A 22,738-nucleotide genomic window follows, 5' to 3' on the forward strand; every position below is an offset into this window, starting at 1 on the left:
GCGGATCCTCCCTTGGTCAGCCGTGGGTGTCCCCCACGGTCATCAAATCGCGCTTAGACTTTCGCGAATTGGCCGAGTTTCCCGGCATAGAAGGTCAGCGCGTCTCCATCCGACATGCTGGCCCTGAGAACTTTTCCAACCACAATAACGTGATCGCCTGCATCGTGATACGCGTGCTGTTCGCATTCGAACCGCGCCAGGCAGTCCGCCAACACCGGCGTCCCATTCTCACAGCGCTCGTGGCTGATGTCCCGCAGTGCAAAGGCGTCTTTCGAGCAGCCGAAACACAGCTCGGCCTGGTCCGAAGACAGCACATGCACGCTGAAATGCCGGGCCTTGTGGAAATAGGGGAAGCGACGCGAGTTGCGGTCTCCGGCCCACATGATCAGCGGTGGGTCAAGCGACAGGGACGAAAAGCTGTTGGCGGTGATGCAGACAGGCCCATCCGCGCTGTCGCAAGTGACGATTGTGACGCCGGTTGCAAAGCGGCCGAAGGCGTCGCGCAGGGTACGTGTGTCGTCCTTATGTGGAATGAAGGTGCGGGTCATGTCCTTTGAGATTGCGTTCATCATGGTACCTCATGCCCCAGTGCCGCCTCGTACAGGCGAAACCAGCTTTCGCGATCCAGTTTGACTTTCAATGCGTCCGAGGCGCGTTTGATCCGGTCCAGATTGTTGGTGCCCAGAACCGGCAGGATGTTGGCCGGGTGGGCCAGCAGGAACGCCACTGCGACGGCGGCGCGATCCACGCCAAACCCGGCTGCGATTTCATCGGCGACGACCCCAACCGGCGGGTTTCCGGCCATCAACAGGCCTCCACCCAGCGGCGACCATGCCATCAACGGATGGCCATGCTGTTGGTGAAACGCCAGATCACCGTTGGTGAAAGGGCTGATCTGACCCAGAGAAATTTCGATCTGGTTGGTGACCAACTGCGTTTTCATCGCCGATTGCAGCAACGACCAATCCCACGGGCGGAAGTTGGACACACCCACCGCGCCGACCTTTCCACTGGCGACGACCTCATCCAGGGCGGCTCCGGTTTCATGGTGGTCCATCATGGGGTCCGGGCGGTGGATCAACAGTAGATCGATGTGGTCAATCGCCATTTCTGACAGCGACGTCTCGACCGATTTCAGAATGTGGGCGCGCGAGGTGTCGTAGTATTTTACCTTCGCATCCGTGTAACGGCCAACCGGCGCGACGATGTCGCATTTGGTGACGATCTCCATCTTCTGACGCAGGTTTGGATTGGCGCGCAGGGCGGCACCCAGCACGGCCTCGGCCTGGTAGCCGCCATAGATGTCGGCCTGATCGAAGGTGGTGATACCCTGATCCAGGCAGGTCTGAATCTTGGCCTCGACATGGCCCGCGGACGTGTCACTGTCATCGCCCAACCGCCACATGCCATAGACAAGGCGGCTCATCTCCAGCGAGTCAGATAGTTTCACACGTTGCATCAGCGGCGTTCTCTGTTGCCCAGCGGTGTGGCCGGGGTCGTTTTGGGAACCCTTCCGTAAGCTTCGGGAAGGGAACAGGTTTTCAGATTCGGCAACACGCGGGCGCCGAAATGGCGGGCTTCGTCCAGATGCGGGTAGCCCGAGAAGATGAAAGCGCGGATGCCCATCTTCTGGTATTCCTCGATCTTCGACATAACCTGATCGGTCGACCCGACCAGCGCCGCCCCACAGCCCGAACGCGCGCGGCCAACACCGGTCCAGAGACCGGGTTCGACATAGCCGTATTCATCCGCCAGATCGCGGTTCCTGGCCTGATGCGCCACCCCTAGCGAGGTCGAATCCAGCGCCCGTTCGCGGATGGCGCGACCGTATTCGTCGTCCAGCTTCGAGACGATGTAGTCCGCGTATTCCTGTGCCTCAACCTCGGTATCGCGAACGATCATATGGACACGCAACCCGTAATCCAGCGTGCGGTCGTAGTTTTCAGCGACGGTGTGAACGGCCTTCATCCGTTCGGCCAGTTGATCCTTGGTTTCAGGCCACATCAGGTAGACGTCACAATGCTCGCCGCACAGATCCAAAGCAGAGGGAGAATAGCCGCCGAAATAAAGCAGCGGGCCGCCGGTCTGATATGGCTTGGCCGGGTCGGTGGTCAGGCCCGAGAAGTTATAGACCTCGCCTGCATGATTGATCTCATCCTGCGTCCAGGCCTGTTTCAGAATCTGCACCACTTCGCGCGAGCGCTGATAGCGGAACGCGCTGTCGGCTTTCTCACCGGGAAAGTCGGATGAGATGATGTTGACCGTCAACCGCCCCTTCAGCATGTGATCCAGCGTTGCGATGGTGCGGGCCAGCATGATCGGTTGCATCTCGCCACAGCGCACAGCGGCCAGCAGGTTGATCCGGTCGGTGATCGGAGCGCAGCCGGCGACAAAGCTCAGCGTGTCTTGACCGACCTGATAGGAGGACGGGCAGAGGATGTTGCGAAAACCCTGCGCCTCGGCCTCTTTCACAATGTTCGAGCAATGCTCCCAACTCGACCGCAGGTCACCGTCGGGAACGCCAAGGAACTGGTAATCATCGGAACACAGCGCAGCGAACCACGAAACTTCGGCCGCATCCAGATCGGGGGATGTGATGGGGACGATGCTCATTTGATTCACGCTCCGTACATCTTTGACTTTCCTCTTGCGTAGCAATCGCTTTGATGTAGATCAATAGTGTATCAATTTTTCCTGCGACCGAGTGAAGCGTCTGCCGTGCCTGCATCCAACCGAAACCCCAATGCCCTGCCGGTATATATTCAGATCGCGGAACTTCTGATCCGTGACATCGCGGCTGGTCGCCTTATTGACGGTGAACGATTGCCGACCGAGCGCGAGATGGCCGCAGAGCTGAATGTCTCGGTTGGAACGCTGCGAAAATCGCTCTCAGAGCTGGAAAAAAAGGGGATGTTGGAGCGTATCCAGGGCTCGGGCAACTACATACGCGAGACCGGTACGCAAAACAGCGTCTATGCAATGTTCAGGCTGGAACTGCCGAAAGGGGGCGGCCTGCCCCGTGCGGATATCCTGTCGGTTGACCATCTGAAAAAGCCGGTCGATCTGCCGAAATTCGGTGCTTCTGACGCTGGTTCGCGTGTCCGGCGGATGCGCTACCTGAATGATACAATCATCGCTGTCGAAGAAATCTGGCTGGACGAATCAGCGGGCCTGATCGACCAGAGCCTGCTGTCCGACTCGCTCTATCGCTATTATCAGCGCCAGTTGGGCTTTTGGATCGCAAGAGCCGAAGACAGGGTTTCGGTCCGGCCTCTACCGGACTGGACGCCTACTGACTTCACCAAGCCAGCCGGCCAAGCAGTTGGTTACATCGAGCGGTTCAGCTGGTCGGAAAGCGCAGCACCCGTCGAATTCTCAAAAACTTGGTTCGACCCGGATCGGGCCAACTACGTACAACGTCTGAAGTAAAAGGAATCGCACATGACCCGGACCATCAATTACGGGCTGATTGGATGCGGAATGATGGGGCAAGAGCACCTGCATAATATAGGATTGCTGGAAGGTACCAGTGTGGCTGCGATCTATGAACCGGATCAGGAGATGGCAAAAGCCGCCAAGGCAATTGCGCCAACTGCTACCATGGTAGGTTCTGTGCAAGAGCTTCTGGCAGTAGAGGAACTGGACTGCGTTGTCATTGTCAGCCCGAACCATCTTCATGTGGACCAGATCTGCGAAATCGCAGAAACACGTCCTCTGCCGCTATTGGTAGAAAAACCATTGTTCACCGACCCGCAAGACGTGCCCCGACTTGAGCAGTTGCAGCGCGACTACCCCTGCCCGATTTGGGTCGCGATGGAATACCGGTACATGCCCCCTATCGCTGCTTTGATCGACAAGGCCGAGGCGACAGGTGGGGTGAAAATGCTGTCGATCCGCGAGCATCGTTTTCCCTTCCTCGACAAGGTCGGCCACTGGAACCGGTTCAACCGAAATACTGGCGGTACTTTCGTCGAGAAATGCTGCCACTTCTTCGACCTGATGCGTCTGATATTGCAATCCGATCCGGTGCGCATCACGGCAAGCGGCGGGCAGGCGGTGAACCATCTGGACGAAAGTTACGACGGTCAAACCCCGGATATTCTGGATCATGGCTTTGTTCTGGTCGACTTTGCTTCGGGTGCGCGCGCGATGTTGGAACTTTGCATGTTTGCCGAAGGCTCACGCTATCAAGAAGAAATATCGGCCGTCGGACCGGACGCCAAGATCGAGGCGTTTGTTCCTGGACCCGGACGATTCTGGCCCGATCACTTGGGAACTCCGCCGCTGCCGCAGGTGATCCTGAGCCCGCGCAATCCCAAAGGTCCGGTATCAATGGACGTTCCGGTGGACGCCACCCTTTTGGCGGCTGGGGATCACAATGGGTCGACCTACTATCAGCACAAAGGGTTCCTGTCCGTACTTCGTGGCGAAAAGGCGAAACCGGATGTGAGTTTGAAGGACGGCCTCTGGGCTGTCAGGATGGGGCAAGCGGCACAACAGGCAATTGAAACCGGTGAAACGGTTTACTTGGCCGACTGATCGGGGCCGGAGTCGCAGGTGCGTTTTGCGATCGCTAAAAGACGCCTTAGACTGTTGCTGGCAATGTCTTTCGTCGTATGACTAGGACCACGATCGCTTGATTGGTTTAAGTGGGTCAAGCTCGCTGAAACTTCAATCTGCAGCGCGCTGTGTTTATGCAGAACGCGGCGTTTCTGGAATGTCTGGTCTTTGCTTTTCTGTCTGGTCAAGCGCGTCACGGGGTTCTGAGCTTAGTCACTGTCGAAAATTCGCATCCTAAACTAAGTTGAGTTACAGATTATTGTGCCAACTCAAGTGCCGACAGGTAAAAAGGAACACATAAACTAAATAACATCAGTATCTTATGCGCTTAGTAACGAAACTTCTCTCACTGCTTTGTGTTCTGGCCACCTTTTCGGTGACCTCTAGACCTTTGCAAGCTTGCTCAGTCTGCGTGACCTTGCCTGAGGCTTCGTCGGCTGATCACATTATTTCCGCGGACATTATCGTTCTGGCGGGTCCGACACCGGACAACCCGTTCCGGTTTTCTCCGGTTCACATTCTGAGAGGGACAGAACAGAAAATCTCAGCGCTGCCGGAAATACCGTTTCTGATCGACAGCAAGACCCGCGCAGCTTTCCGGTCCAATCCAGAAAAGACGGTTCTCTTCACCTATGGCGCAACCGACAAGGATGGTGCAGGGCGTAGCATTTCACGAAGCTGGAAGCGCCTATTCATGATGACGCCAGACAGATCTCGGTTTGTTGAGGATTTAATAGCTGTTGGAGGATCGTGGGCGTACGGCGACAATGACGGCTCGGAGCGTGTTATGTTCTTTGCGGGCTATCTAAGCCACGAAGATCATGTGCTGAGAAACATCGCTATGGTTGAAATCTACCGTGCCCCATATGAATTTGTTCATCCACTTCGGAACACGATGCCTACTGAGCAGCTCCTGCAAGAATTTCGTAGTCTGAACAGGATCAGTTACATACCCGTCGCGGTGCGTCTGCTTGGCTTGCAATCTGATGAACAGGCAGCCTCTGTTGTGCGTTCGCGATTTGAACAGGTTTTGAAAAGCAATGGTCAAAACCTTTATGAATGGGCTCTCGCAGGTATCGAAATCGACGGCGCCCTTTCAGTTACTGCGATTGAGCGAGCGCTGCAGCGCCCCGGCTGGCAACTGCCCGAAAAGCGATCCCTGATCCGGGCTTTGACCGAAGGCGGCACGGTTTTGCCTGAACTTCGCGCTCAGATTATTGGCATTTTTTCGAGTGAACTCGAAAAGGACCGTAATCTAGCGCCGCGGATCGCAGTTGCCATGCGGAACTGGGGCGAGACCGCCCTGAATCACCAATTTCAAGCGCTTATCGTGAGGGGTGAAATTGATCCCGCGACACAATTTGTTCTCAGAACAATAGTCGGCGCGGGGCAGGTCACCGATTGAAAGTGAGCTGTGCGCTGTTCTTTGGCACAAGTAATGCGAAATGGATCTCGATCGCCCGTTTTCAGAGTTTTTTTGGCGTTGGTCTCTTTGTAACGCAGGCTCTGGTTCGGTTTACGTTTAAGTAAAAGTGGCAGCGGCTTTGTTCTGAAACCTACGGTTTCTGATTGTTTGCTTCTTGATCTCCACTCTTATGTTCAGGATTTTGGCGTCTCGGCCATGATAGACGTCGGCGGGTGTCAAGTTGGCCGGGCTCTCCGGGTAACAGTAGTTGTTGTTGTGATCGACAAAGGTGCCGATCTGTCGCTCAAAACCTCCGGGTAGGAAGTAAATTTCCAAGAGAACCCAGTTCTTCAAGGTTTGGTACCAACGCTCGAACTGGAGTGGGGTTTGTGTGTGGTGCGGCGCACCGTGCACGTGATCCGAGACAGTCCACCAGATCACCCGCGGCGTATGTCGAGCCGTTTTCGCTGAGCAGCCTTGGCTCGTGTGCGACCATGACGTGATCTCAGTCCGAGGCCTCAGGGGCAGTCACCTGCCGAGCGGTGTCGCCCGCAAGACGGGCTCTCCCGGCTTCCGGGAACTCCTTCGACCAGAATATAATAGCTTTCGGTTATGCCCTCGCGGAGACACAGCGCCGCAATGCTATCCTCAGCGCGCAGACCGGCCGGGACAATACCGACATTCTATTCGGCCCAGTAATGTTTGCGGGTCTTGCGTTTGATGTTCCTGACGAGCTTTTAAATTTGCGTCTTTCTAAGTTCCGGATTTCTTGTTCATCTTAGCTTGCTAATAGGTTCAATGAACTCGAACCCCTCCGCAACACAGATCCCTAAATCTACCGGGTGGGTGCTGAAGTCAGACAGCGGAAAATGGAAGATCCTTCGTCGCAGTTCGAGGCGAAAGATAAGCTTGAGTCGCTGCAATGCACGTTGCGCTTCGCGTCTGATTCAGCCTTGAGCTGGTCGTCGATTTTACTTGTCTGGCCGCACTGTCTACCGTTGAGAAAGAACAGAAGGGAGTTGGCGACATGGTCGAGGGCGGCGGGCCGGACAGAACAACCGAACTGAGAATCGCTGTAACACCATTTTTCAACCTGGCGGCCACGATGTCATTTATCGATCCCTTTCGTGCCGCCAACTATCTCGAGGGAACAACACTGTTCCGATGGCAACTTGTGTCCGAGGCGGGCGGGATGGTGACGGCCAGCAATGGCGTTGAAGTCAACACCGCCAGGTTCTCAGAGGCGGGAATGAACAAAGCGAACATGCTTTTCGTCTCGTCAAGTTGGGAGCCGGAGCGCCATGTTTCTGCTGCGTTGCGCGCGAACCTCAGAAATGCCGCACAACGTCAGGCAATCTTGGGCGGGCTAGATACAGGTGCCTTTATTCTGGCCCATGCCGGGTTGTTGGAAAACTATACGGCAACAGTCCATTACGAACATATTGATGCGTTCCAAGAATTGTTCCCCAAGACGGGCATCAGTGAAGCGCTGTGGGTTATAGATCGCCGTCGTGTGACTTGCAGTGGTGGTGCGGCTTCGCTCGATCTTGCCCTGCATCTGATCCAGCAGTCTCATGGTAGCGCTCTTGCAAATGCCGCTGCACGCTATGTGTTTGCCCCCCCGATACGCGCCCACGGGGCATTGCAGTACCCCGAGAATACCGAGCCTTTGGGCAACTCTGTTCCAACAAATGTGCGTGCCGCAATTCGTGTCATGGAGGCAAACCTTGAAACGCCACTCTCCATTGCGGATGTTTGTAGGCATGTCGGGTTATCACATCGGCAACTTGATCGGCTCTTTGCGCAATGCGTGCGAAAAACGCCAGCACTTTACTACCGTGATATCCGCCTCGACCGGGCCCGTGGCCTTGTAACCCAAACTGACCTGACCATGTCGGAGATTGCCTTTGCGAGCGGATTTTCAAGCCAGGTCCACTTTAGTCGGGCCTACAAGGACCGCTTCGGTCTCCCACCAAGCAAGGATCGTGTTCAGGGACGCATTCCATTCGAGTTCCGAGCATGGCCAATGCACCGTGCACCAAAGCCTAAGGCGAAAAAGGTTAAGTAGTCGGCGATTCATGGTAAGTCTTGTGGTTTGATCCGCGAAATGCTGGTGCAGTGAGTTCCTGATTCCAGTCGTGAGGACAGCCATGACGCAGTTTCCAGATCAAAACGCGTTCGAAGCAATAAAGTCTGGCTTCGACCCAGATCCAAATCGTGCGCTTTCGTTGCGCAAAGAGGCTTACATTGACGCAAACTGGTTTGAGGTCGACCGTACGGAGATCCTTGCCAAGTCTTGGCAATGGGTTTGTCACGTCGAAAAGCTGCGTACGCCGGGGTCATACGTCGCCACACATATCGCGGGGCACCCAATCGCTGTCGTCAGGGATAGGGAAGGGGTCTTGCGCGCCTTCTACAACGTCTGCAAACACCGCGCCCATGAGCTGTTGAGTGGCGAAGGCGAGACGACCCGTATCATGTGTCCCTACCATGCTTGGGTCTACAAGCTTGACGGTCAACTTGTCCGCGCACCTGAAACCGATCACCTGGAGGCCTTCACGCCACGCGATATCTGCCTGGATGCTGTTCAAGTGGAAGAGTTTGCCGGTTTCGTTTTCGTCAATCTCGACACGCAAGCTGCCTCGCTGTCGGATCAATCCGGCAATCTGGAGACCGAAATCCGCCACTGGGCCCCTGATATCGAACAACTTACCTTCGGGAAAAGACTGACATACGATATCAAGTCGAACTGGAAGAATGTCGTCGACAATTTCCTTGAATGCTACCACTGCCCGACCGCCCACAAGGACTTTTGTGATCTTGTGGACATGGACACGTACAAGGTCACGACCTACGGTATTTATTCCAGCCACATGGCAGAGGCGGGGCAGAACGCCAATTCCGCCTACGACGTCTCCAACGCGACTGTAAAGACCCATGCGGTCTGGTGGCTGTGGCCCACAACTTGTCTGATGCGATACCCGGGCCGGTCTAGCATGATCGTGTTAAATGTCATTCCGGTCGGACCAGATCGCACGTTGGAGACCTATGACTTTTTTCTTGAGACGCCCGAGCCTGATCCGATGGAAATCGACGCGATGCGCTATCTGGATGAAGTGCTTCAGGTTGAAGACATCAATCTGGTCGAAAGTGTACAGCGAGGAATGAAAACGCCGGCCTTTACGCAAGGTCGAATCGTGTCGGACCCTTCAGGATCCGGCAAATCCGAACATGCCGTTCATCACTTCCACGGGCTGGTACTTGATGCTTACGCAAAGGCCGCTCCATGACGCAGCCGAATATTGTTGTGGTGATGGCCGATCAGTTGGCACCACATTTCATTGGTGCTTATGGGCACAAGGGCGCCAAAACCCAGCACATGGACAAACTCGCGGCACGCGGGATGCGATTTGACGCCGCTTATTGCAACTCGCCGCTCTGTGCACCGTCGCGATTTGCTTTCATGTCCGGGCAATATGTCAGCCGAATTGCGGCTTATGACAACGCGTCGGAATTCCGTGCCAGCGTGCCTACCTTTGCACACTACCTCAAGGCTCTGGGATATCGCACGTGCCTGTCAGGCAAGATGCACTTCGTCGGACCTGACCAGATGCATGGGTTTCAAGATCGGATTACGACCGATATCTATCCCGCCGATTTCGCTTGGACGCCGGACTGGGAAGCCCATGATGAGCGGATCGACAAGTGGTACCACAACATGCAGACCGTCAAGGAAAGCGGTGTGGCAATCGCGACATTCCAAACGGATTACGATGACGAGGTCGAGTTCGCAGCGCGCCGGTGGCTGATCGAGCGCGGACGGGATCACGCAGCCGGCGACGTCTCTCCGTTCTGCTTGGTGGCGAGTTTCATCCATCCTCACGATCCATATGTGGCGAAGCCAGAATTCTGGGATCTCTACGCCGATTATGAAGTCGACTTGCCGCAAGGCCTCTCTCTGGAAGAGCACGACCCGTTCTCACGCCGTGTGATGGATGGGATCGAAGCCTCCACTGTGCCGCTTTCGGATGAAGAAATCGGCCGCGCACGGCGCGCTTATCTGGCAAATGTGAGCTATTTCGACAGTAAAGTCGGCGCGATCGTCAAGGCGCTGGAAGAAACGGGTCAGATTGACAACACATTGATCATTGTGACCGCGGATCATGGAGACATGCTGGGTGAACGGGGTCTTTGGTACAAGATGACGTTCTTCGAACACTCTGCCCGTGTGCCCTTAATCTTCGCAGGCCCGGATGTGGCCGAAGGCACGGCGCCTCACGCGTGCTCTCTCGTCGACCTGCTTCCGACCTTCCTGGAGGTTGCCGGAGGGACACCCGACATGCTGGGCGAGCCAGTTGACGGTCGGTCCCTGATGCCCTTGACGCGTGGGGAGGATGCACCAGAGGACATTGCCATCGGCGAATACTGCGCAGAGATGACACCTTGGCCTGTCTTCATGATCCGGCGCGGGACACTGAAGTATATTCACTGCGATGTGGATCCACCGCAGCTCTATGACCTGTCTCGGGACCCGGATGAGCGTGTCAACTTGGCGGATGACCCGGCCTACAGTGATGCAGCCGCTGCCTTTGCATGCGAAGTCGCTGAGAGATGGGACAGCGAAAGGCTCCGGGCTGATGTTATGCGCACCCAGAAATCGAGGCGCGCGCTTCATGCCGCGATGGAGGCCGGGGCAAGCGAGCCATGGGATTACAACCCGCCGCGCGACGCCAGTCAGGAATATGTTCGCAATCACATGGATTGGACTGCGGCAGCCGCGCGCTACCGCTTTCCACCGATGGGGGAAACAAACTGATGGATATTCAAGACGGCAAGGTGGCCCTTGTGACGGGCGGACGGGGCGGCATCGGCCGTGCGATCGTGGATCGGCTGACCCGAGAAGGGGCCGTTGTCTACGCAGCCGATCTCAGTGAAAGCGGATCCGTGTCCAACCCAGCAGGGGCCGATAGCCATTTTCTCCGACTTGATGTCACCTCAGAACCCGAGGCCATTGCAGCTATGGAGAGGATAAAGACTGAGCACGGCAAACTCGATATTCTCGTGAACGCTGCGGGCATCGAGATCGAAAAAACAATTGAGGATACAAGCCTTGAAGAATGGAACCGCTCGTTTGCGGTGAACGTGACAGGCACATTCCTGACGTCCAAATATGCGCTACCTTTGATGCGCAAGGCGGCAAAGAGCGGCAGTTCTGCATCTGTCATTAACTTCGGATCATATGACGGTTTCATCGCAGATCCGGGACTGGCGGCATATTGTGCAACGAAAGGTGCGGTTCATGCCCTGACCCGCGCGATGGCCTGCGATCACGGGCCCGAAGGCATCCGGGTCAACGCGATTTGCCCTGGCTACATCGACACACCGATGCTGCAAAGCTTTTTCACCGGCGACGGCTCGGGTGGCGGCGGCAAGACGATTGACCAGCTTCAGCAAGCTGTGCGCGATGTGCACCCGATGCGCACTTATGGAACGCCAGACGATATCGCAAACCTCGTGAACTGGCTCGCCAGCGATGAGGCCCGATATGCAAGCGGACAGCTTTGGGTGCTGGATGGAGGCCTTAGCGCTCAAGTCCAGCAGATGCGGCTATGAAATGCGCCGTCAACCCCAGGAAGGTCGCCGACGAGGGTGCTTTACGGCCACGCTATGCGCTTGGTGAAACCCCCGAGGTTCACCTGATCTACCGACCCAAAGAGGTGCGTTACCATTTGCGCCGTGTTGTTTCGCAGGAGGCCCCGGAATGCCAAAATCCGTAATCATCACATGCGCACCGACCGGGGGCATCCACACCCCGACAATGAGCCCTCATCTGCCCATTACGCCAACCGAAATCGCAACGGCCAGTATAGAAGCCGCCGAGGCCGGTGCCTCCATTATCCATTTGCATGCCCGCCATCCCGAGACCGGCAAACCCGATCCCAGGCCAGAATTGTTCCAGCAATTTATGCCTGTCATCAAACAATCCACAGATGCCGTGATCAACGTTTCAACCGGCGGTGGGCTTGGCATGTCCATGGACGAACGCATGTTGGCGGCCACGACGACAAGCCCCGAAATGGCATCCCTCAATGTGGGGTCGCTGAATTTCGGAATCTTCCCGATGCTTCAGAAATACACCGAGTTTCAGCATGATTGGGAACGCCCTTTCCTCGAAATGACCGAGGATTTCATCTTTCCCAACACGTTCAGGACAATTCGCTACGCCATCGAAAAGCTTGGGGGTGAACATGGCACACGGTTCGAATTCGAGTGCTACGATCTTGGCCATCTCTACAATGTAAAATGGTTCGTTGATCAGGGTCTGATCAAGCCACCGTTTTTTATTCAGATGGTGTTCGGAATCCTCGGCGGTGTGGGCGCTGATCTCGATAACCTGATGCATATGCACACCATAGCCGACCGGCTGTTCGGGCCGGAGAACTACGAATGGTCGGTGCTGGCTGCGGGGCGCCATCAGATGCCATTTGCGACTCAGGCGGCCCTGTTGGGGGGCAACCTTCGTGTGGGGCTCGAAGACAGCCTGTTCATCGGCAAGGGCGAACTGGCGACATCCAATGCCCAGCAGGTCCGGAAAATTCGAGACATCGTGAAAAACCTCGGGCTTGAGGTTGCAACACCTGCCGAAGCCAGAGAGCGGCTCGCGCTTAAGGGCGCGGACCGGGTGAATTTCTGATAGAAGGGAACAGGCATGCAAGGCAAATTGCTTATCAATGGGGAGATGGTGGAAGGGGAGGGTGAGGCCCTGGCCATTTTGAACCCCGCGACAGGAGAGAAGATTGGCCTGGTCGCAGAGGCCAGTTCGGACCAGGTAGAGGCCGCAGTAAGGTCATCTGAAGAGGCGTTCGAAACCTTCCGACATGTCCCGCCGGTCGAACGGGCCGCGCTGCTGATGCAAATCGCCGATATTATCGAAGCCAATCAGGATGAGTTGGCGGAGCTTGAAAGCCTTGATGCCGGCAAACCCTGGCCATCGGCACGCGATGATGAGTTCCCTCTTACCATCGACACATTCCGCTTCTTTGCAGGGGCGGCCCGGACCATGACGGGATCGGCTGCGGGCGAGTATGTCGCAGGCCACACAAGCATGATCCGCCGCGACCCTGTTGGCCCCGTGGCGGCGATTGCCCCTTGGAATTATCCGTTGATGATGGCCGCCTGGAAACTTGCAGCCCCTCTTGCAGCCGGCTGTACAGTTGTTCTGAAGCCTTCCGAGATCACACCTTTGTCCACGTTGCGCCTTGCTGAACTTTTGCAGGACGTCTTGCCCAAAGGGGTGCTGAATGTGATTCACGGGCGTGGTCCCACGATTGGGGATCAATTGATCAACAGCCCTCAAATGGAAGCAATCACTGTCACGGGGTCCCCGGCCACTGGCATGGCCGCTATGCGCGCCGCCAGCGAGCAAATCCGCCATGTGCATCTGGAACTGGGTGGCAAGGCCCCCGTCATTGTTTTTGATGATGCCGACCTGGACGCTGTGGCTGAAACGATCCGCTATGGGAGCTTTTTCAATGCCGGGCAGGATTGTGCGCAACCGTGCCGGATCCTGGTCCAGGACAGTGTGTATGAAAAATTCGCGGCCATGGTCGAAGCGCAAGTAAAAGAAATAAAAGTTGGCGCGCCCAAGGCTGAAGGCACCGAAATGGGTCCGATGGTTTCCGCAGCTCAGCGCGACCGCGTTTCCGCCTTTGTCGACCGCGCACGTCCTGGATGCGAGATCGTCACAGGTGGCGCAAGCGGAGATGGAAACGGGTTCTTCTATCAACCGACGGTGTTAGCAAACGTCGATAATTCAGCAGAGATCGCAACGGATGAGGTCTTTGGGCCCGTTGTGACGCTTTCCCGTTTCTCGGACGCGGATCATGCCGTAAAGGTGGCGAATGCAGGTCGATACGGACTGGCATCCTCGGTCTGGACGACCGACGTGGGACGGGCAATGTCGATTACATCTCGCCTGCGCTACGGGTTCACATGGGTCAATACGCATGGTGTCGGCACACCTGAAATGCCTTGGGCCGCGATGAAAGGCTCCGGCACGGGCTGTGATATGAGCATCTATGCGCTCGACGCCTATACGTCGATCCGTCATGTGATGGTGGCGCACTGATGCGGCTTGCAGGAAAAAAAGCGTTTGTTACTGGCGGGCGCCAGGGAATTGGACGCGCCATCGTCGGTGCTTTCCTGAAGGAAGGCGCCGAGGTGGTGACCTGCGGGCGGGGTGGAGCCCCTGACGGCCTGCCCTGTGAATGGCACGATCTGGACGTCAGTGATCCGGTGAACGTCCAAATGGTAGCCGAGGCTGTGGGTGCGTTGGACATTCTCGTCAACAATGCCGGGGTTCAGGTGGAAAAGTCAGTGACGGAAAGCACCGACGCGGATTGGGATCTAGTGATCGGCGCCAACTGTCGAGGGGTGTTCAACTGCTGCCGTGCCTTTATTCCGACTATGAAATCCGGCGGGAGCATCATCAATATCGGCTCAATCTCTGGCAAGGTCGCGGACCCTTCGATGGCTCTCTACAATGCGTCCAAAGCTTTCGTGCATGGGCTCACGCGATCTATCGCCGTGGATCATGGCCCAAGCCTGCGGTGCAATGCGATTTGTCCGGGATGGATCAATACCGGCATGCTTGAGGCCGCGTTCGAACTTGCAAAGGATCCTGTCGCGGCAAGGCAAGACGCACTGGCCCGTCATCCCGTTCGTCGGTTTGGCGAGCCGGATGACATTGCATCCATGGCTGTCTGGCTCGCCTCTGACGAGGCAAGCTTCGCAACGGGTCAGTTCTTTACCGTCGACGGCGGCATGACGGCCGCGTCGCCACTCAACCCCGGAGTGTTCTGATGTCGGAGATCTCACATACTGCAATTCTTGGTGCCGGCGTTATTGGTGCAAGCTGGGCTGCGCTGTTTCTCGCGGCTGGTCGATCAGTTACTGTTTACGACCCGGCACCAAACTCTGAAGAGCAAACCCGCGCTTTCATTGAAACAGCTTGGCCCACGCTTGAAGAACTCGGCCTGACCGGCAGAGCCTCTCCGAACGCATTGGCGTTTGCAGAAACAGCAGCATCTGCGGTCGATGGTGCAGACTTCGTGCAGGAGAATGTTCCAGAAAGAGAAGCGATCAAACACGCACTCTATTCTGAAGTCGAACCAGCCCTGAGCGAGGATGCGATCGTTTCCAGTTCCACATCAGGCATGACGCTGGAGGCTTTACAAGCTGGCTGGCAAGATCCTGCGCCTTTCATCCTCGGACACCCGTTCAACCCGCCACATCTTATCCCGTTGGTGGAGCTCACTGCAAACGCGCAAACAGGTGATGGCGTTCTCGAACGAGCCGAAGCGTTTTATCACGACATAGGCAAGGTCACGATCCGCATCAGGAAAGGCTTGCCTGGCCATGTGGCGAACCGCCTTCAGGCAGCCGTCTGGCGCGAAGCGGTCCATATGGCTGTCGAGGGCGTTGCTTCGGTCGAAGACATTGACAAGGCCATGTGGGCGGGCCCCGGTCTGCGATGGGCGGCCATGGGGCCGACGATGTTGTTCAATCTAGGAGCGGGAGAGGGCGGTCTGCGCGCCTTTTGCGAACACTTCCGGGATACGTTTAACGGATGGTGGGACGGGTTGGGTCAGCCACACTTGAACGACGACGTTATCGAAACTTTGGTTCAGGGCATAAACGAAGAAGCAAACGGTCGATCCCCGCAGACACTCGCGGCCGAGCGAGATGCGCTTATTGTTGCCATGCAAAAATCCCTCAAAAGCATTCGACTAGAATCGAACACTTGAACGCTGAGCGTTCGTGATAACGCATTGAGGAGGCACCACCGGCCGAATTTCGGAGCTCTGGCTGCGCAGTGTGTCGACAATCCGTTCCGCCGTGGCCGCGCCAAAGCCCTGTTGTAGCTTCGTGATGAGGTTGCCTTCGTGGACGGCAAAGGGTTGGAACACTGAATGTACGACAAAGTTGGTGCTTTTTATTGTCTGGGTCTCTTTCTCGATCCAAACGTGCTGGATCTTCCGTCCGTCGCCTTCGGCGATTTTTTTAGCTTGGGCATGCGCGGCATGACCCTGGAAAACGCCACTGCCATTTCTGCGATCTTGCGCGAGACCCCGTAGAATTTCTACCGTTCCTAAAGCCTGGTTGCGCCCAAGAAAGCTGCGGTTACTAGGGGCTAGAAGATATCAGGGTCCCCTGCTGTGGTAGATTTCTGCCGGTTGGGATGAACTGAGCAAAAACAACCCGCGAAACGTTGCGGAAATCGTTGCGTGAAATACGCTGAAAGCAAAAAAGCGCCCTTGGGCGCCTTGTTTTATTGGTCGGAGTGAGAGGATTCGAACCTCCGACCCCTGCCTCCCGAAGATCGGTGCAGGTGGCCAAGTTATTGATTTTTAGTCAAAGGAGCCCTGTTTTCCAGGCGTTGTCGCCAATCAAACCAGCCAAGTTCAGGTTCGGCAGGTTCATTGAACCTGAGAGCACTGTCTACATGCGCGTTAATCCTGCAGTTCCTGTAACAGCCGCTGCGTTTTCGGCATGCGGTCCAGGCTGGCCTCAATCCTAGAACGCCACTTGGGGCCACGAGAGAGTGCATCTTCGTAGGCGTCATTCAATTCATCCGGCCGATCCTGAGCAAGCACCTCGACTAGAAATGCGGCCTGTCGTCTGTCCTTTTCTGCTTTGAGGGCATTTTCACCGGGACGGCGACGGTCCGCGACGATCAACTTGTGGATGGCATAGCGTTCTGGCTGCGGGATTTGCACCAAAACGCCACTCCGGTAGGTTACAGCAGCGTTGATTGGCTCCGCGATGAGGTAGTTCAGATGGTGCAATCCTTGCGCATCCACTCCCAAAGCGGGCAGTTCGCGCACATCCTCATCCTCACCAAATGATGGAGTGAGGAATTCTATCAGCGTGTCGCCTCGTGTCTGTTTCCAACGCCAGGTGCGTCCGGCCGTGAGACTGGGCTGCGCCATGAAGTCGAAATCGCGGAACACATCTTCCAGCGATGGTGATGCAGTGTCCTCCAGCACCAGCGACAACCTGGAAAAGCTGGCGATGTCGATGTCATCCGTGTGAGCGGTCATATCCATGTCGAAACGCACACCCAATTCACCTTCGTAAAGGCGGAAGGCGTGCGTCCCCACTATGGTGCCGCCTAGACGAAATACGCCGGACGTTGCCATCGCAGAGAGCAGGCTGCCCGTGGCAGCGTCCAGACCCAGAAAACCTTCTGCTCTTAGGAGCCGCACGAGGCGCGCCCGGTTGCGGCGGCGGTCTTCCTGTTGGGCTTTCAAAGTTTTGTGCTGTTCCAGCCTACCGCGCAGTTCCTCACGATCCTCTCCCAAGTAGTGCTTTTTGACATCGGAACCGACCCGGTAGGTGTCATACCAGTAGGTCCTGTTGTTGCGTTCGACTCGTGTGGGGGTGCCCCGGATGTCCGAAACAGCATCGTCCCGCAGTGAACGCAGGAGATCGTGATAAGCGGCATGTGCTATGGATGAATGGCGCGTGAACATCTTGGCTTCCACTGTGCTCAACGGATTTTAGTTTTGTTGAACATAAGTATGTTCAACAAAAAGTAAAGATGTTGAACACCACGCTTTTAGCTCTGTAATTCGTGAATAAACACAGATGGGCATGAATTTTTCGCGATGTCGCAAAGATGCGCGTGATGAGTCAGGTAGATCACCTGGCCGCTTTTGCTCATCTCAGCTAACAGGCCGAAGGCCTCGGCGGTGCGGTCGTCGTCGAAGCTTTCCATGATGTCATCGGCAATGAACGGCACTGGGCCGTTGTTGCGAGCAAACTCGTGGTAGCCTGCAATGCGTAGCGCAAGGTAGAGCTGAGCCCGGGTGCCGTCTGAGAGTTGGTCAGCCTGTTTCGAGCCACCCCCAGCGGCCAGCGCCACCAATACTTCGCGGGAACCATCCGGCTGTGCGGCGAGGCCAGAATATCGGTCTCGCGACATGATGCGGAAGGCTTCTGATGCGCGTTCGAGCATACCGCTGCGGTGAGTGTCACGATAGCTCCTGAGAGCAGCTTCGACTGCCAAGAGCCCCAAACGCTGCCGTAGGTGGCGCCGGGCGCCGTCCTCAATCTCAAGCAACAATGTCTGGCGTTGTTCTTCCAGACGGGCAACTGCGTCATCGCCACCGACCGCTTCGACGGCGTCTTCGGCCTTGCGGAAGTCGTCCTGTGCTTCTTCCTGTGCTGTGCGCAGGGTTTTCAAATCGGTCCGCAGGCTGTCGGCGCGTGCGGCGAGCGCATCGGCATCTAGATCACGCAGTCGCGCACGTGCTTTTTCGACTGTATCGCATCGCATCCCTGCACAGAGGTCTTCGGTCAGTTCGCGCTGAGTTTCACGCAGTTTCGACAGTTCCCCTGCTCGCGTGAGCGCATCGCGCGCTTCGGCCCAAACTTCGACTTCAAAGTGACGGGAAAATTCGACGGTCCGATTGCGATGAATCTCGGCTTCCTCTTCCAACTCCGAGAGGGCTTGTTTGGCCGTCGTCAAACGATCTGAGAGGTTGGCTCGCTGATCTTCGCGGCTCTCCGCTGCGCGCTGTCGCCGGGTGATGTCACGCCACAGATCAGTCGCTGGCAGATCGAAAGGCATTTCGATGCGACCCGCCAAATCGCGAGCCTCTTTTTCAAACCTTTCGCGGTTGGATTGCATGGTCGTTATCCGGTGGGTCAGTTCACCGATGCGGTCCTGATGTTCACGTAGTTGGTCGAGCTCTTCGAGGATCGCACGCATCTCGTCGACAGCGGGCGGCGCGTCAGCCATCCAAGTGTCGGCACAGGCGGCTTCCCACTCCACCTGCCATGCGGTGCGCGCGTCGTCTGCCTCTAGTTTGTTGCGCTCACGTCTGGTCAGGTTCTGGCGGGCCTCGGCTTCGGTCTCGCTCAAAGCCTCAACCTTAGACACCTGGTCCAAGAGAGATTGAGCGGTTTCAAGGGCTAGGGCCAGGCTCGTATCTTTGGGTATTGCGCGGCCCGCCTGTGCGAAAGCGTTCGAAATATCCAAACGAGCCTGGGCAACGACCTGCACGCGCCGGGCAAGATCGCGCGCCTTGCCATCGTGCTTGACCAGGGCATCCTGCGCTATGTCGAGCTTGTCGAGCCAAGCGCGGAAAGTTGGCAGGTCGATGTCGGTGGGGAGTGCGGGGGAGACCTTGGCAGCGATTCCGGCAAGCCGTTTCGCCAGGTTTTTGCGCCGCTCCCTGGCCTCGGCCGATTTCACTTTGGCAACGTCAACTTGTTGTTGGGCTTCGACCAACGTACGCTCGGCCTCGGCTGTCTTTTCAGCATGGGCGCGCTGATCCGCAAGGGTGGCAGTCACCTGGTCGTCGAGGCGCATCGCAACCTCAAAGCACTCTGCAGTTTTGTCCGTCAGATCCGCACGGTGGCGGGACCATTCTAATTCCCGACGTGTTCGCACTTGAGCTGCTTCTTCCAGACTAACTACGGCAGTTGTTCCGACTGCATCGCGTCGAGCGAGAGCTTGGGTCACAGCCAGTTCTAGTTGCTCCAGCCAATCATCCGCCCGGTCGATCGCCCTATCAGCCTCGGCGATTTCCGCGTCCAATTGCTCAAGAGCGGCGTCGTCTGACGGAGTCAAACTCGCCAGTTCATCGTTGTTTCCCGTCCAGGGCGAAAGCGCAGACAGGGCCGATTTCAAACGCGCTTCCTTCTCTTCAAGCTCGGTGCTTACACGGTCGTGTGCGCCGACAGGATCGTCGCGGCGAAGGTTTTGCACCAAACCGGCCAGCCCACCCAAATTTGACACGCTGCCTCCAGCCTTACTTAAACGCCGCTCAGCGCGCTCGAGGTCATCTTTAGCAAGCTGCAATTCTCTAGTCGCAGAATCGCACGCGGTTTCCACACCAGAGCTTTTTTCGATCAGCGCGCGCAGGCGCCCCAGGCTTCTTGCCTCGGGCAACAGCTTGGTCGGATCCGCCCCGACGTGCCCCAGTCGAGACAGGCAATCATTGACTGCTTGCGTCTTGGCTTCGAGCTCTCCGTGCCGCTTGGGCAAGTCCTCCACCGCGGTGTCGTGGGCCGATTTTAATTGTTCCGCCGCCTCGATGTCCTCGCGTGCTTTCAGAACCACCCCGTCGGGTGGGAGGTCGTTTAATTCGGCTACCAACCCTGCCACAGTCTTTCTCGCGGCCTCAAGCCGGGTGGCAATAGCGGTCTCCGTGCGGTCAAGTTCGGGAAGTTCGGCAAGCCATCCCTCTGGAGGTTCTGGTAGCGAACCGTAACTGGCGATCTCCGCCTCTAGACGGTCCAGCCGCGGCAAAAGCGGTAGTGCTGCGATGTGACGTTCGGTCGCGATTACATCGGTCTGTGCAGTTTCTGCCGCCTCGCGCGCTTTGTGCCAGGCATCTTTGGTCCGATAGCATTCAGTCGATAGGCGAGCATACTCGGAAGCAGCAGTGTCCAATTCCTTAATCTGCCTTCCCAAGTCGTCGTAGGCGGCACAAAGATCGCGCAACGCACCCTTGCGTCCGGTCCTGTTCAGGAACCCCTCCGACTCTGCATTCAATTCGTCCAACTGCGCCGCCAAATCGGTCATCCCCGCGCTTGCCTGAAACAGCAACTCACCGAGATCCCCCTTGCTGGCGAGGATGCTTTCGCCTCCTTCGTCCAGGGTCTGTCGATTGAGCGAGAACATCGCCGCATAGGATGTGCGGTCGAGTCCTCGCAGACCGCCATGCAGCAGGGCTTCACCCAGCGGTTCACCGCTGGCGTCGAGCAGAGAATTGTCACGTTTCTTGACCCGAAGCAGTTCATGCGTCTGCCCGTCTATTTCTAGCACGGCCCCCAACCGCATCGACTGATAGGGGTGAATGAATCCCATGCTGCTTCGCACGGGGATCTGGAACAGCATGTCCAGCCAACCTTCGAGCAGGGTGGATTTCCCAGCTTCGTTTGCACCGTAGATCACGTGCAGGTCGGGGTTACCGGGTGTTTGGATGGGAAACGACAGGCTCAGATCAGTGAACTTGCCAAAACGGGTGAGGTCGAGCCGGTTCAATCGCATCGCTCAACCATCGGTCTCTTCGAGGCGCGCAAGAACCTCCATTGCGCCCTGCTGCATCGCATGGACAATAGTCGCGGTCGTCTCTTCCTGACTATCACCCAGGAGCGCTCGCAACTCTCGTGGGATATACTTCAGCAGACGTTCCACTTCTTCCAGAACTGCCGGATCATCGAAATCAAGCTTCTGGAAGAAAGTCTGGGAACCGTCCTCCTCACCAGAACGACCCGATCGATGTCACTGACTGACACCGGCAGTCTTTATTACCAAGATGCAATTGGAATTCTCGACGCGGTCGAAAAAACGGAACAGACCATTAGGGAAGGTTCAAAAGCGATGCGTGGACACCTTCGGGTGAATGCGTCAAGTTCCTTCGGCCAAACCGTTATCGCACCGATGCTTCCAGAGTTCTTGGAAACCTATCCCGATTTGCGATTTACGCTTTCGATGGACGACAAGGTGATTGATATGGTCGAGGGCGGGTTCGATCTATCGATACGTATCCGTGCTGCCATGCCGGATTCGGCACTTGTTGCCCGACGGATCGGCGTGATGCGGCAAAGAATATTTGCGTCTCCTGACTATTTGGAGCGATGCGGGACTCCGACCCAGCCGGCGGATCTCAAAAACCACGCGATCATCGGCTTTTTGCTTGCTGATCATTTGACGAGCTGGAAGCTCTCGGCCGCCGAAGGTGTCACAACATTAGAGCTTGATCCGCGCGTGCGCGTCGGCAACAGCCTCGTTTTGCGGGATCTGCTAATAGCGGGGCAAGGTATCGGAACACTGCCCGAGTTCGTTTCTGATGCTCCTGAAGCCAGTGGGACCTTGGTGCGAGTTCTTCCTGACCACGAACTGCCTGCGCCGGAAGTATTCGCCGTTACAGCATCTCGTTTGGGAATGGACGCAAAGGTCAAAGCCTTTCTTGATCATCTGCGCCTGGCTCTCAAGTCGTGACATTGTTCAATACAGGTAAAGAGTGATGTCAAAGAGCGCGACTTAATTGGCGGCGCAACAAATTCCATTCTCTCAGGGAACAAGTCACAGCCCTGAGAGGTATCCTATGTCACGTATTCTCGTTCTCTACTATTCAAGCTATGGCCACGTCCGCACATTGGCCGATGCAGAAGCTGAAGGCGCCAGAAGTGTTCCCGGCACCGAAGTGGACGTTCGGCGTGTGCCCGAAACCGTCCCAGAGGAAGTCCGCCTGCAGGCTGGCTATGTCGTCGATGATACGCCTATCGCTTTGCCGGCAGATCTGGAAAACTATGATGGAATAATTTTAGGAACACCGACCCGATTTGGCATGATGGCCGGCCAAATGAAGTCGTTTCTGGATCAGGCCGGAGGGCTTTGGGCCAGAAATGCTCTGGTTGGAAAAGTCGGGGCGGTCTTTGCATCAACAGGTTCGCAACACGGTGGGCATGAGGCCACCCTTCTGACAACGCAAGTCCCGCTTCAACACTTTGGGATGCTGATTGCCGGAATGCCCTACACATTTGCTGGCCAGACTACATCAAAAAAAATCATTGGCGGCGCCCCATATGGTGCCGGAACGATCGCCGGCGCTGATGGTTCCCGCACACCTACCGAAACCGACCTAGCCGGAGCGCGGTTCCAGGGCGCTCATGTTGCAAGAATTGCCGCATGTCTCGCCGGATCAAATCTGCAAGAGGAAGCAGCCTAACCCGCGCGCCTCTGACGTCTCACTC

General features: G+C 56.6%; 19 protein-coding genes and 1 pseudogene. 14 read left to right on the plus strand and 6 right to left on the minus strand.

Going from position 1 to position 22,738, the window contains the following annotated elements:
* Window positions 1-53: 53 nt before the first annotated feature.
* Genes GOW09_RS13525 through GOW09_RS13535 form a run of 3 tightly spaced genes read right to left on the minus strand, consistent with a single transcriptional unit; the run spans window position 54 to window position 2,613 of the window.
* Window positions 54-569, minus strand: coding sequence for a flavin reductase family protein (locus GOW09_RS13525; protein WP_371808053.1), 516 nt, complete (start codon window positions 567-569; stop codon window positions 54-56).
* On the minus strand, window positions 569-1,459 hold the full coding sequence (locus GOW09_RS13530) for an aldo/keto reductase family oxidoreductase (RefSeq protein ID WP_171119104.1): 891 nt from the start codon (window positions 1,457-1,459) through the stop codon (window positions 569-571). The genes GOW09_RS13525 and GOW09_RS13530 overlap by 1 nt, the downstream gene beginning before the upstream one ends.
* A complete protein-coding gene (locus tag GOW09_RS13535; RefSeq protein ID WP_171119106.1) occupies window positions 1,459-2,613 on the minus strand; it encodes an LLM class flavin-dependent oxidoreductase in 1,155 nt (384 codons plus the stop codon). Before GOW09_RS13535 ends, GOW09_RS13530 begins: the two co-directional genes overlap by 1 nt.
* A gap of 105 nt (window positions 2,614-2,718) precedes the next feature.
* Between GOW09_RS13535 and GOW09_RS13540 the strand changes: the two genes are divergently transcribed.
* The 3 genes from GOW09_RS13540 (at window position 2,719) to GOW09_RS13550 (ending at window position 5,965) form a co-directional block, all read left to right on the plus strand.
* Window positions 2,719-3,429 carry a GntR family transcriptional regulator gene (locus GOW09_RS13540; RefSeq protein WP_171119108.1) on the plus strand — a complete coding sequence of 237 codons (711 nt, stop codon included), beginning with the start codon at window positions 2,719-2,721 and terminating at the stop codon, window positions 3,427-3,429.
* A gap of 12 nt (window positions 3,430-3,441) precedes the next feature.
* Entirely contained in the window at window positions 3,442-4,539 is a 1,098-nt protein-coding gene (locus tag GOW09_RS13545; protein WP_171119110.1) for a Gfo/Idh/MocA family protein, read from the plus strand.
* Between the two features lie 433 nt (window positions 4,540-4,972).
* A complete protein-coding gene (locus tag GOW09_RS13550; RefSeq protein ID WP_171119112.1) occupies window positions 4,973-5,965 on the plus strand; it encodes a hypothetical protein in 993 nt (330 codons plus the stop codon).
* Window positions 5,966-6,082: 117 nt separating this feature from the next.
* On the opposite strand, the pseudogene GOW09_RS22865 reads toward GOW09_RS13550, so the two are convergent.
* Window positions 6,083-6,687, minus strand: a pseudogene (locus GOW09_RS22865) (hypothetical protein).
* 305 nt (window positions 6,688-6,992) lie between these two features.
* On the opposite strand from GOW09_RS22865, the gene GOW09_RS13555 reads away from it, so the two are divergent.
* The 9 genes from GOW09_RS13555 to GOW09_RS13595 all read left to right on the plus strand — a co-directional run bounded on the left by GOW09_RS13555 (window position 6,993) and on the right by GOW09_RS13595 (window position 16,101).
* Window positions 6,993-8,033: a GlxA family transcriptional regulator gene (locus GOW09_RS13555; RefSeq protein ID WP_171119114.1), complete on the plus strand. Its 1,041-nt coding sequence runs from the start codon at window positions 6,993-6,995 to the stop codon at window positions 8,031-8,033.
* Window positions 8,034-8,115: 82 nt separating this feature from the next.
* Window positions 8,116-9,255: an SRPBCC family protein gene (locus tag GOW09_RS13560; protein WP_171119116.1), complete on the plus strand. Its 1,140-nt coding sequence runs from the start codon at window positions 8,116-8,118 to the stop codon at window positions 9,253-9,255.
* The gene (gene betC, locus GOW09_RS13565; RefSeq protein WP_171119118.1) at window positions 9,252-10,781 is read left to right on the plus strand and encodes a choline-sulfatase; all 1,530 of its coding nucleotides are present in this window, start codon (window positions 9,252-9,254) and stop codon (window positions 10,779-10,781) included. The genes GOW09_RS13560 and betC overlap by 4 nt, the downstream gene beginning before the upstream one ends.
* The gene (locus tag GOW09_RS13570; protein WP_152460175.1) at window positions 10,781-11,578 is read left to right on the plus strand and encodes an SDR family NAD(P)-dependent oxidoreductase; all 798 of its coding nucleotides are present in this window, start codon (window positions 10,781-10,783) and stop codon (window positions 11,576-11,578) included. Before betC ends, GOW09_RS13570 begins: the two co-directional genes overlap by 1 nt.
* A 148-nt stretch (window positions 11,579-11,726) precedes the next feature.
* Window positions 11,727-12,659, plus strand: a complete 933-nt coding sequence (locus tag GOW09_RS13575; RefSeq protein ID WP_171119120.1) for a 3-keto-5-aminohexanoate cleavage protein — start codon at window positions 11,727-11,729, stop codon at window positions 12,657-12,659.
* A 15-nt stretch (window positions 12,660-12,674) separates the two neighbouring features.
* On the plus strand, window positions 12,675-14,093 hold the full coding sequence (locus tag GOW09_RS13580; protein WP_171119121.1) for an aminobutyraldehyde dehydrogenase: 1,419 nt from the start codon (window positions 12,675-12,677) through the stop codon (window positions 14,091-14,093).
* Window positions 14,093-14,827 carry an SDR family NAD(P)-dependent oxidoreductase gene (locus GOW09_RS13585; protein ID WP_152460178.1) on the plus strand — a complete coding sequence of 245 codons (735 nt, stop codon included), beginning with the start codon at window positions 14,093-14,095 and terminating at the stop codon, window positions 14,825-14,827. Before GOW09_RS13580 ends, GOW09_RS13585 begins: the two co-directional genes overlap by 1 nt.
* Window positions 14,827-15,771, plus strand: coding sequence for a 3-hydroxyacyl-CoA dehydrogenase NAD-binding domain-containing protein (locus tag GOW09_RS13590; RefSeq protein ID WP_171119124.1), 945 nt, complete (start codon window positions 14,827-14,829; stop codon window positions 15,769-15,771). The genes GOW09_RS13585 and GOW09_RS13590 overlap by 1 nt, the downstream gene beginning before the upstream one ends.
* A gap of 165 nt (window positions 15,772-15,936) precedes the next feature.
* Window positions 15,937-16,101 (plus strand): hypothetical protein, encoded by a 165-nt coding sequence (locus GOW09_RS13595; protein ID WP_171119126.1) that lies wholly within the window; start codon window positions 15,937-15,939, stop codon window positions 16,099-16,101.
* A 375-nt stretch (window positions 16,102-16,476) separates the two neighbouring features.
* Here GOW09_RS13595 and GOW09_RS13600 read toward each other — a convergent pair whose 3' ends face one another.
* Together GOW09_RS13600 and GOW09_RS13605 are read right to left on the minus strand one after the other, a co-directional pair.
* Complete coding sequence (locus tag GOW09_RS13600) at window positions 16,477-17,499, minus strand: GSU2403 family nucleotidyltransferase fold protein (RefSeq protein ID WP_171119127.1); 1,023 nt, start codon at window positions 17,497-17,499, stop codon at window positions 16,477-16,479.
* 86 nt (window positions 17,500-17,585) lie between these two features.
* The gene (locus GOW09_RS13605; RefSeq protein WP_171119129.1) at window positions 17,586-21,023 is read right to left on the minus strand and encodes an AAA family ATPase; all 3,438 of its coding nucleotides are present in this window, start codon (window positions 21,021-21,023) and stop codon (window positions 17,586-17,588) included.
* Here GOW09_RS13605 and GOW09_RS13610 point away from each other — a divergent pair.
* Window positions 20,958-21,983: a LysR family transcriptional regulator gene (locus GOW09_RS13610; protein ID WP_254442744.1), complete on the plus strand. Its 1,026-nt coding sequence runs from the start codon at window positions 20,958-20,960 to the stop codon at window positions 21,981-21,983. The two genes, GOW09_RS13605 and GOW09_RS13610, sit on opposite strands and share 66 nt — an antisense overlap.
* A 106-nt stretch (window positions 21,984-22,089) precedes the next feature.
* On the plus strand, window positions 22,090-22,713 hold the full coding sequence (gene wrbA, locus GOW09_RS13615; protein ID WP_171119131.1) for an NAD(P)H:quinone oxidoreductase: 624 nt from the start codon (window positions 22,090-22,092) through the stop codon (window positions 22,711-22,713).
* Window positions 22,714-22,738: the final 25 nt, after the last annotated feature.

The organism is Ruegeria sp. HKCCA5463 (assembly GCF_013034175.1).
Taxonomy (GTDB): Bacteria; Pseudomonadota; Alphaproteobacteria; order Rhodobacterales; family Rhodobacteraceae; genus Ruegeria.

Excerpts from the sequence above, each read along its gene's own strand:
- GOW09_RS13600 (WP_171119127.1), bottom strand. The coding sequence starts at position 17,499 with ATGTTCACGCGCCATTCATCCATAGCACATGCCGCTTATCACGATCTC.
- GOW09_RS13575 (WP_171119120.1), top strand. The coding sequence starts at position 11,727 with ATGCCAAAATCCGTAATCATCACATGCGCACCGACCGGGGGCATCCAC.
- betC (WP_171119118.1), top strand. The coding sequence starts at position 9,252 with ATGACGCAGCCGAATATTGTTGTGGTGATGGCCGATCAGTTGGCACCA.
- GOW09_RS13585 (WP_152460178.1), top strand. The coding sequence starts at position 14,093 with ATGCGGCTTGCAGGAAAAAAAGCGTTTGTTACTGGCGGGCGCCAGGGA.
- GOW09_RS13525 (WP_371808053.1), bottom strand. The coding sequence starts at position 569 with ATGAACGCAATCTCAAAGGACATGACCCGCACCTTCATTCCACATAAG.
- GOW09_RS13545 (WP_171119110.1), top strand. The coding sequence starts at position 3,442 with ATGACCCGGACCATCAATTACGGGCTGATTGGATGCGGAATGATGGGG.
- GOW09_RS13570 (WP_152460175.1), top strand. The coding sequence starts at position 10,781 with ATGGATATTCAAGACGGCAAGGTGGCCCTTGTGACGGGCGGACGGGGC.
- wrbA (WP_171119131.1), top strand. The coding sequence starts at position 22,090 with ATGTCACGTATTCTCGTTCTCTACTATTCAAGCTATGGCCACGTCCGC.
- GOW09_RS13530 (WP_171119104.1), bottom strand. The coding sequence starts at position 1,459 with ATGCAACGTGTGAAACTATCTGACTCGCTGGAGATGAGCCGCCTTGTC.
- GOW09_RS13595 (WP_171119126.1), top strand. The coding sequence starts at position 15,937 with ATGTACGACAAAGTTGGTGCTTTTTATTGTCTGGGTCTCTTTCTCGAT.
- GOW09_RS13580 (WP_171119121.1), top strand. The coding sequence starts at position 12,675 with ATGCAAGGCAAATTGCTTATCAATGGGGAGATGGTGGAAGGGGAGGGT.
- GOW09_RS13560 (WP_171119116.1), top strand. The coding sequence starts at position 8,116 with ATGACGCAGTTTCCAGATCAAAACGCGTTCGAAGCAATAAAGTCTGGC.
- GOW09_RS13590 (WP_171119124.1), top strand. The coding sequence starts at position 14,827 with ATGTCGGAGATCTCACATACTGCAATTCTTGGTGCCGGCGTTATTGGT.
- GOW09_RS13535 (WP_171119106.1), bottom strand. The coding sequence starts at position 2,613 with ATGAGCATCGTCCCCATCACATCCCCCGATCTGGATGCGGCCGAAGTT.
- GOW09_RS13555 (WP_171119114.1), top strand. The coding sequence starts at position 6,993 with ATGGTCGAGGGCGGCGGGCCGGACAGAACAACCGAACTGAGAATCGCT.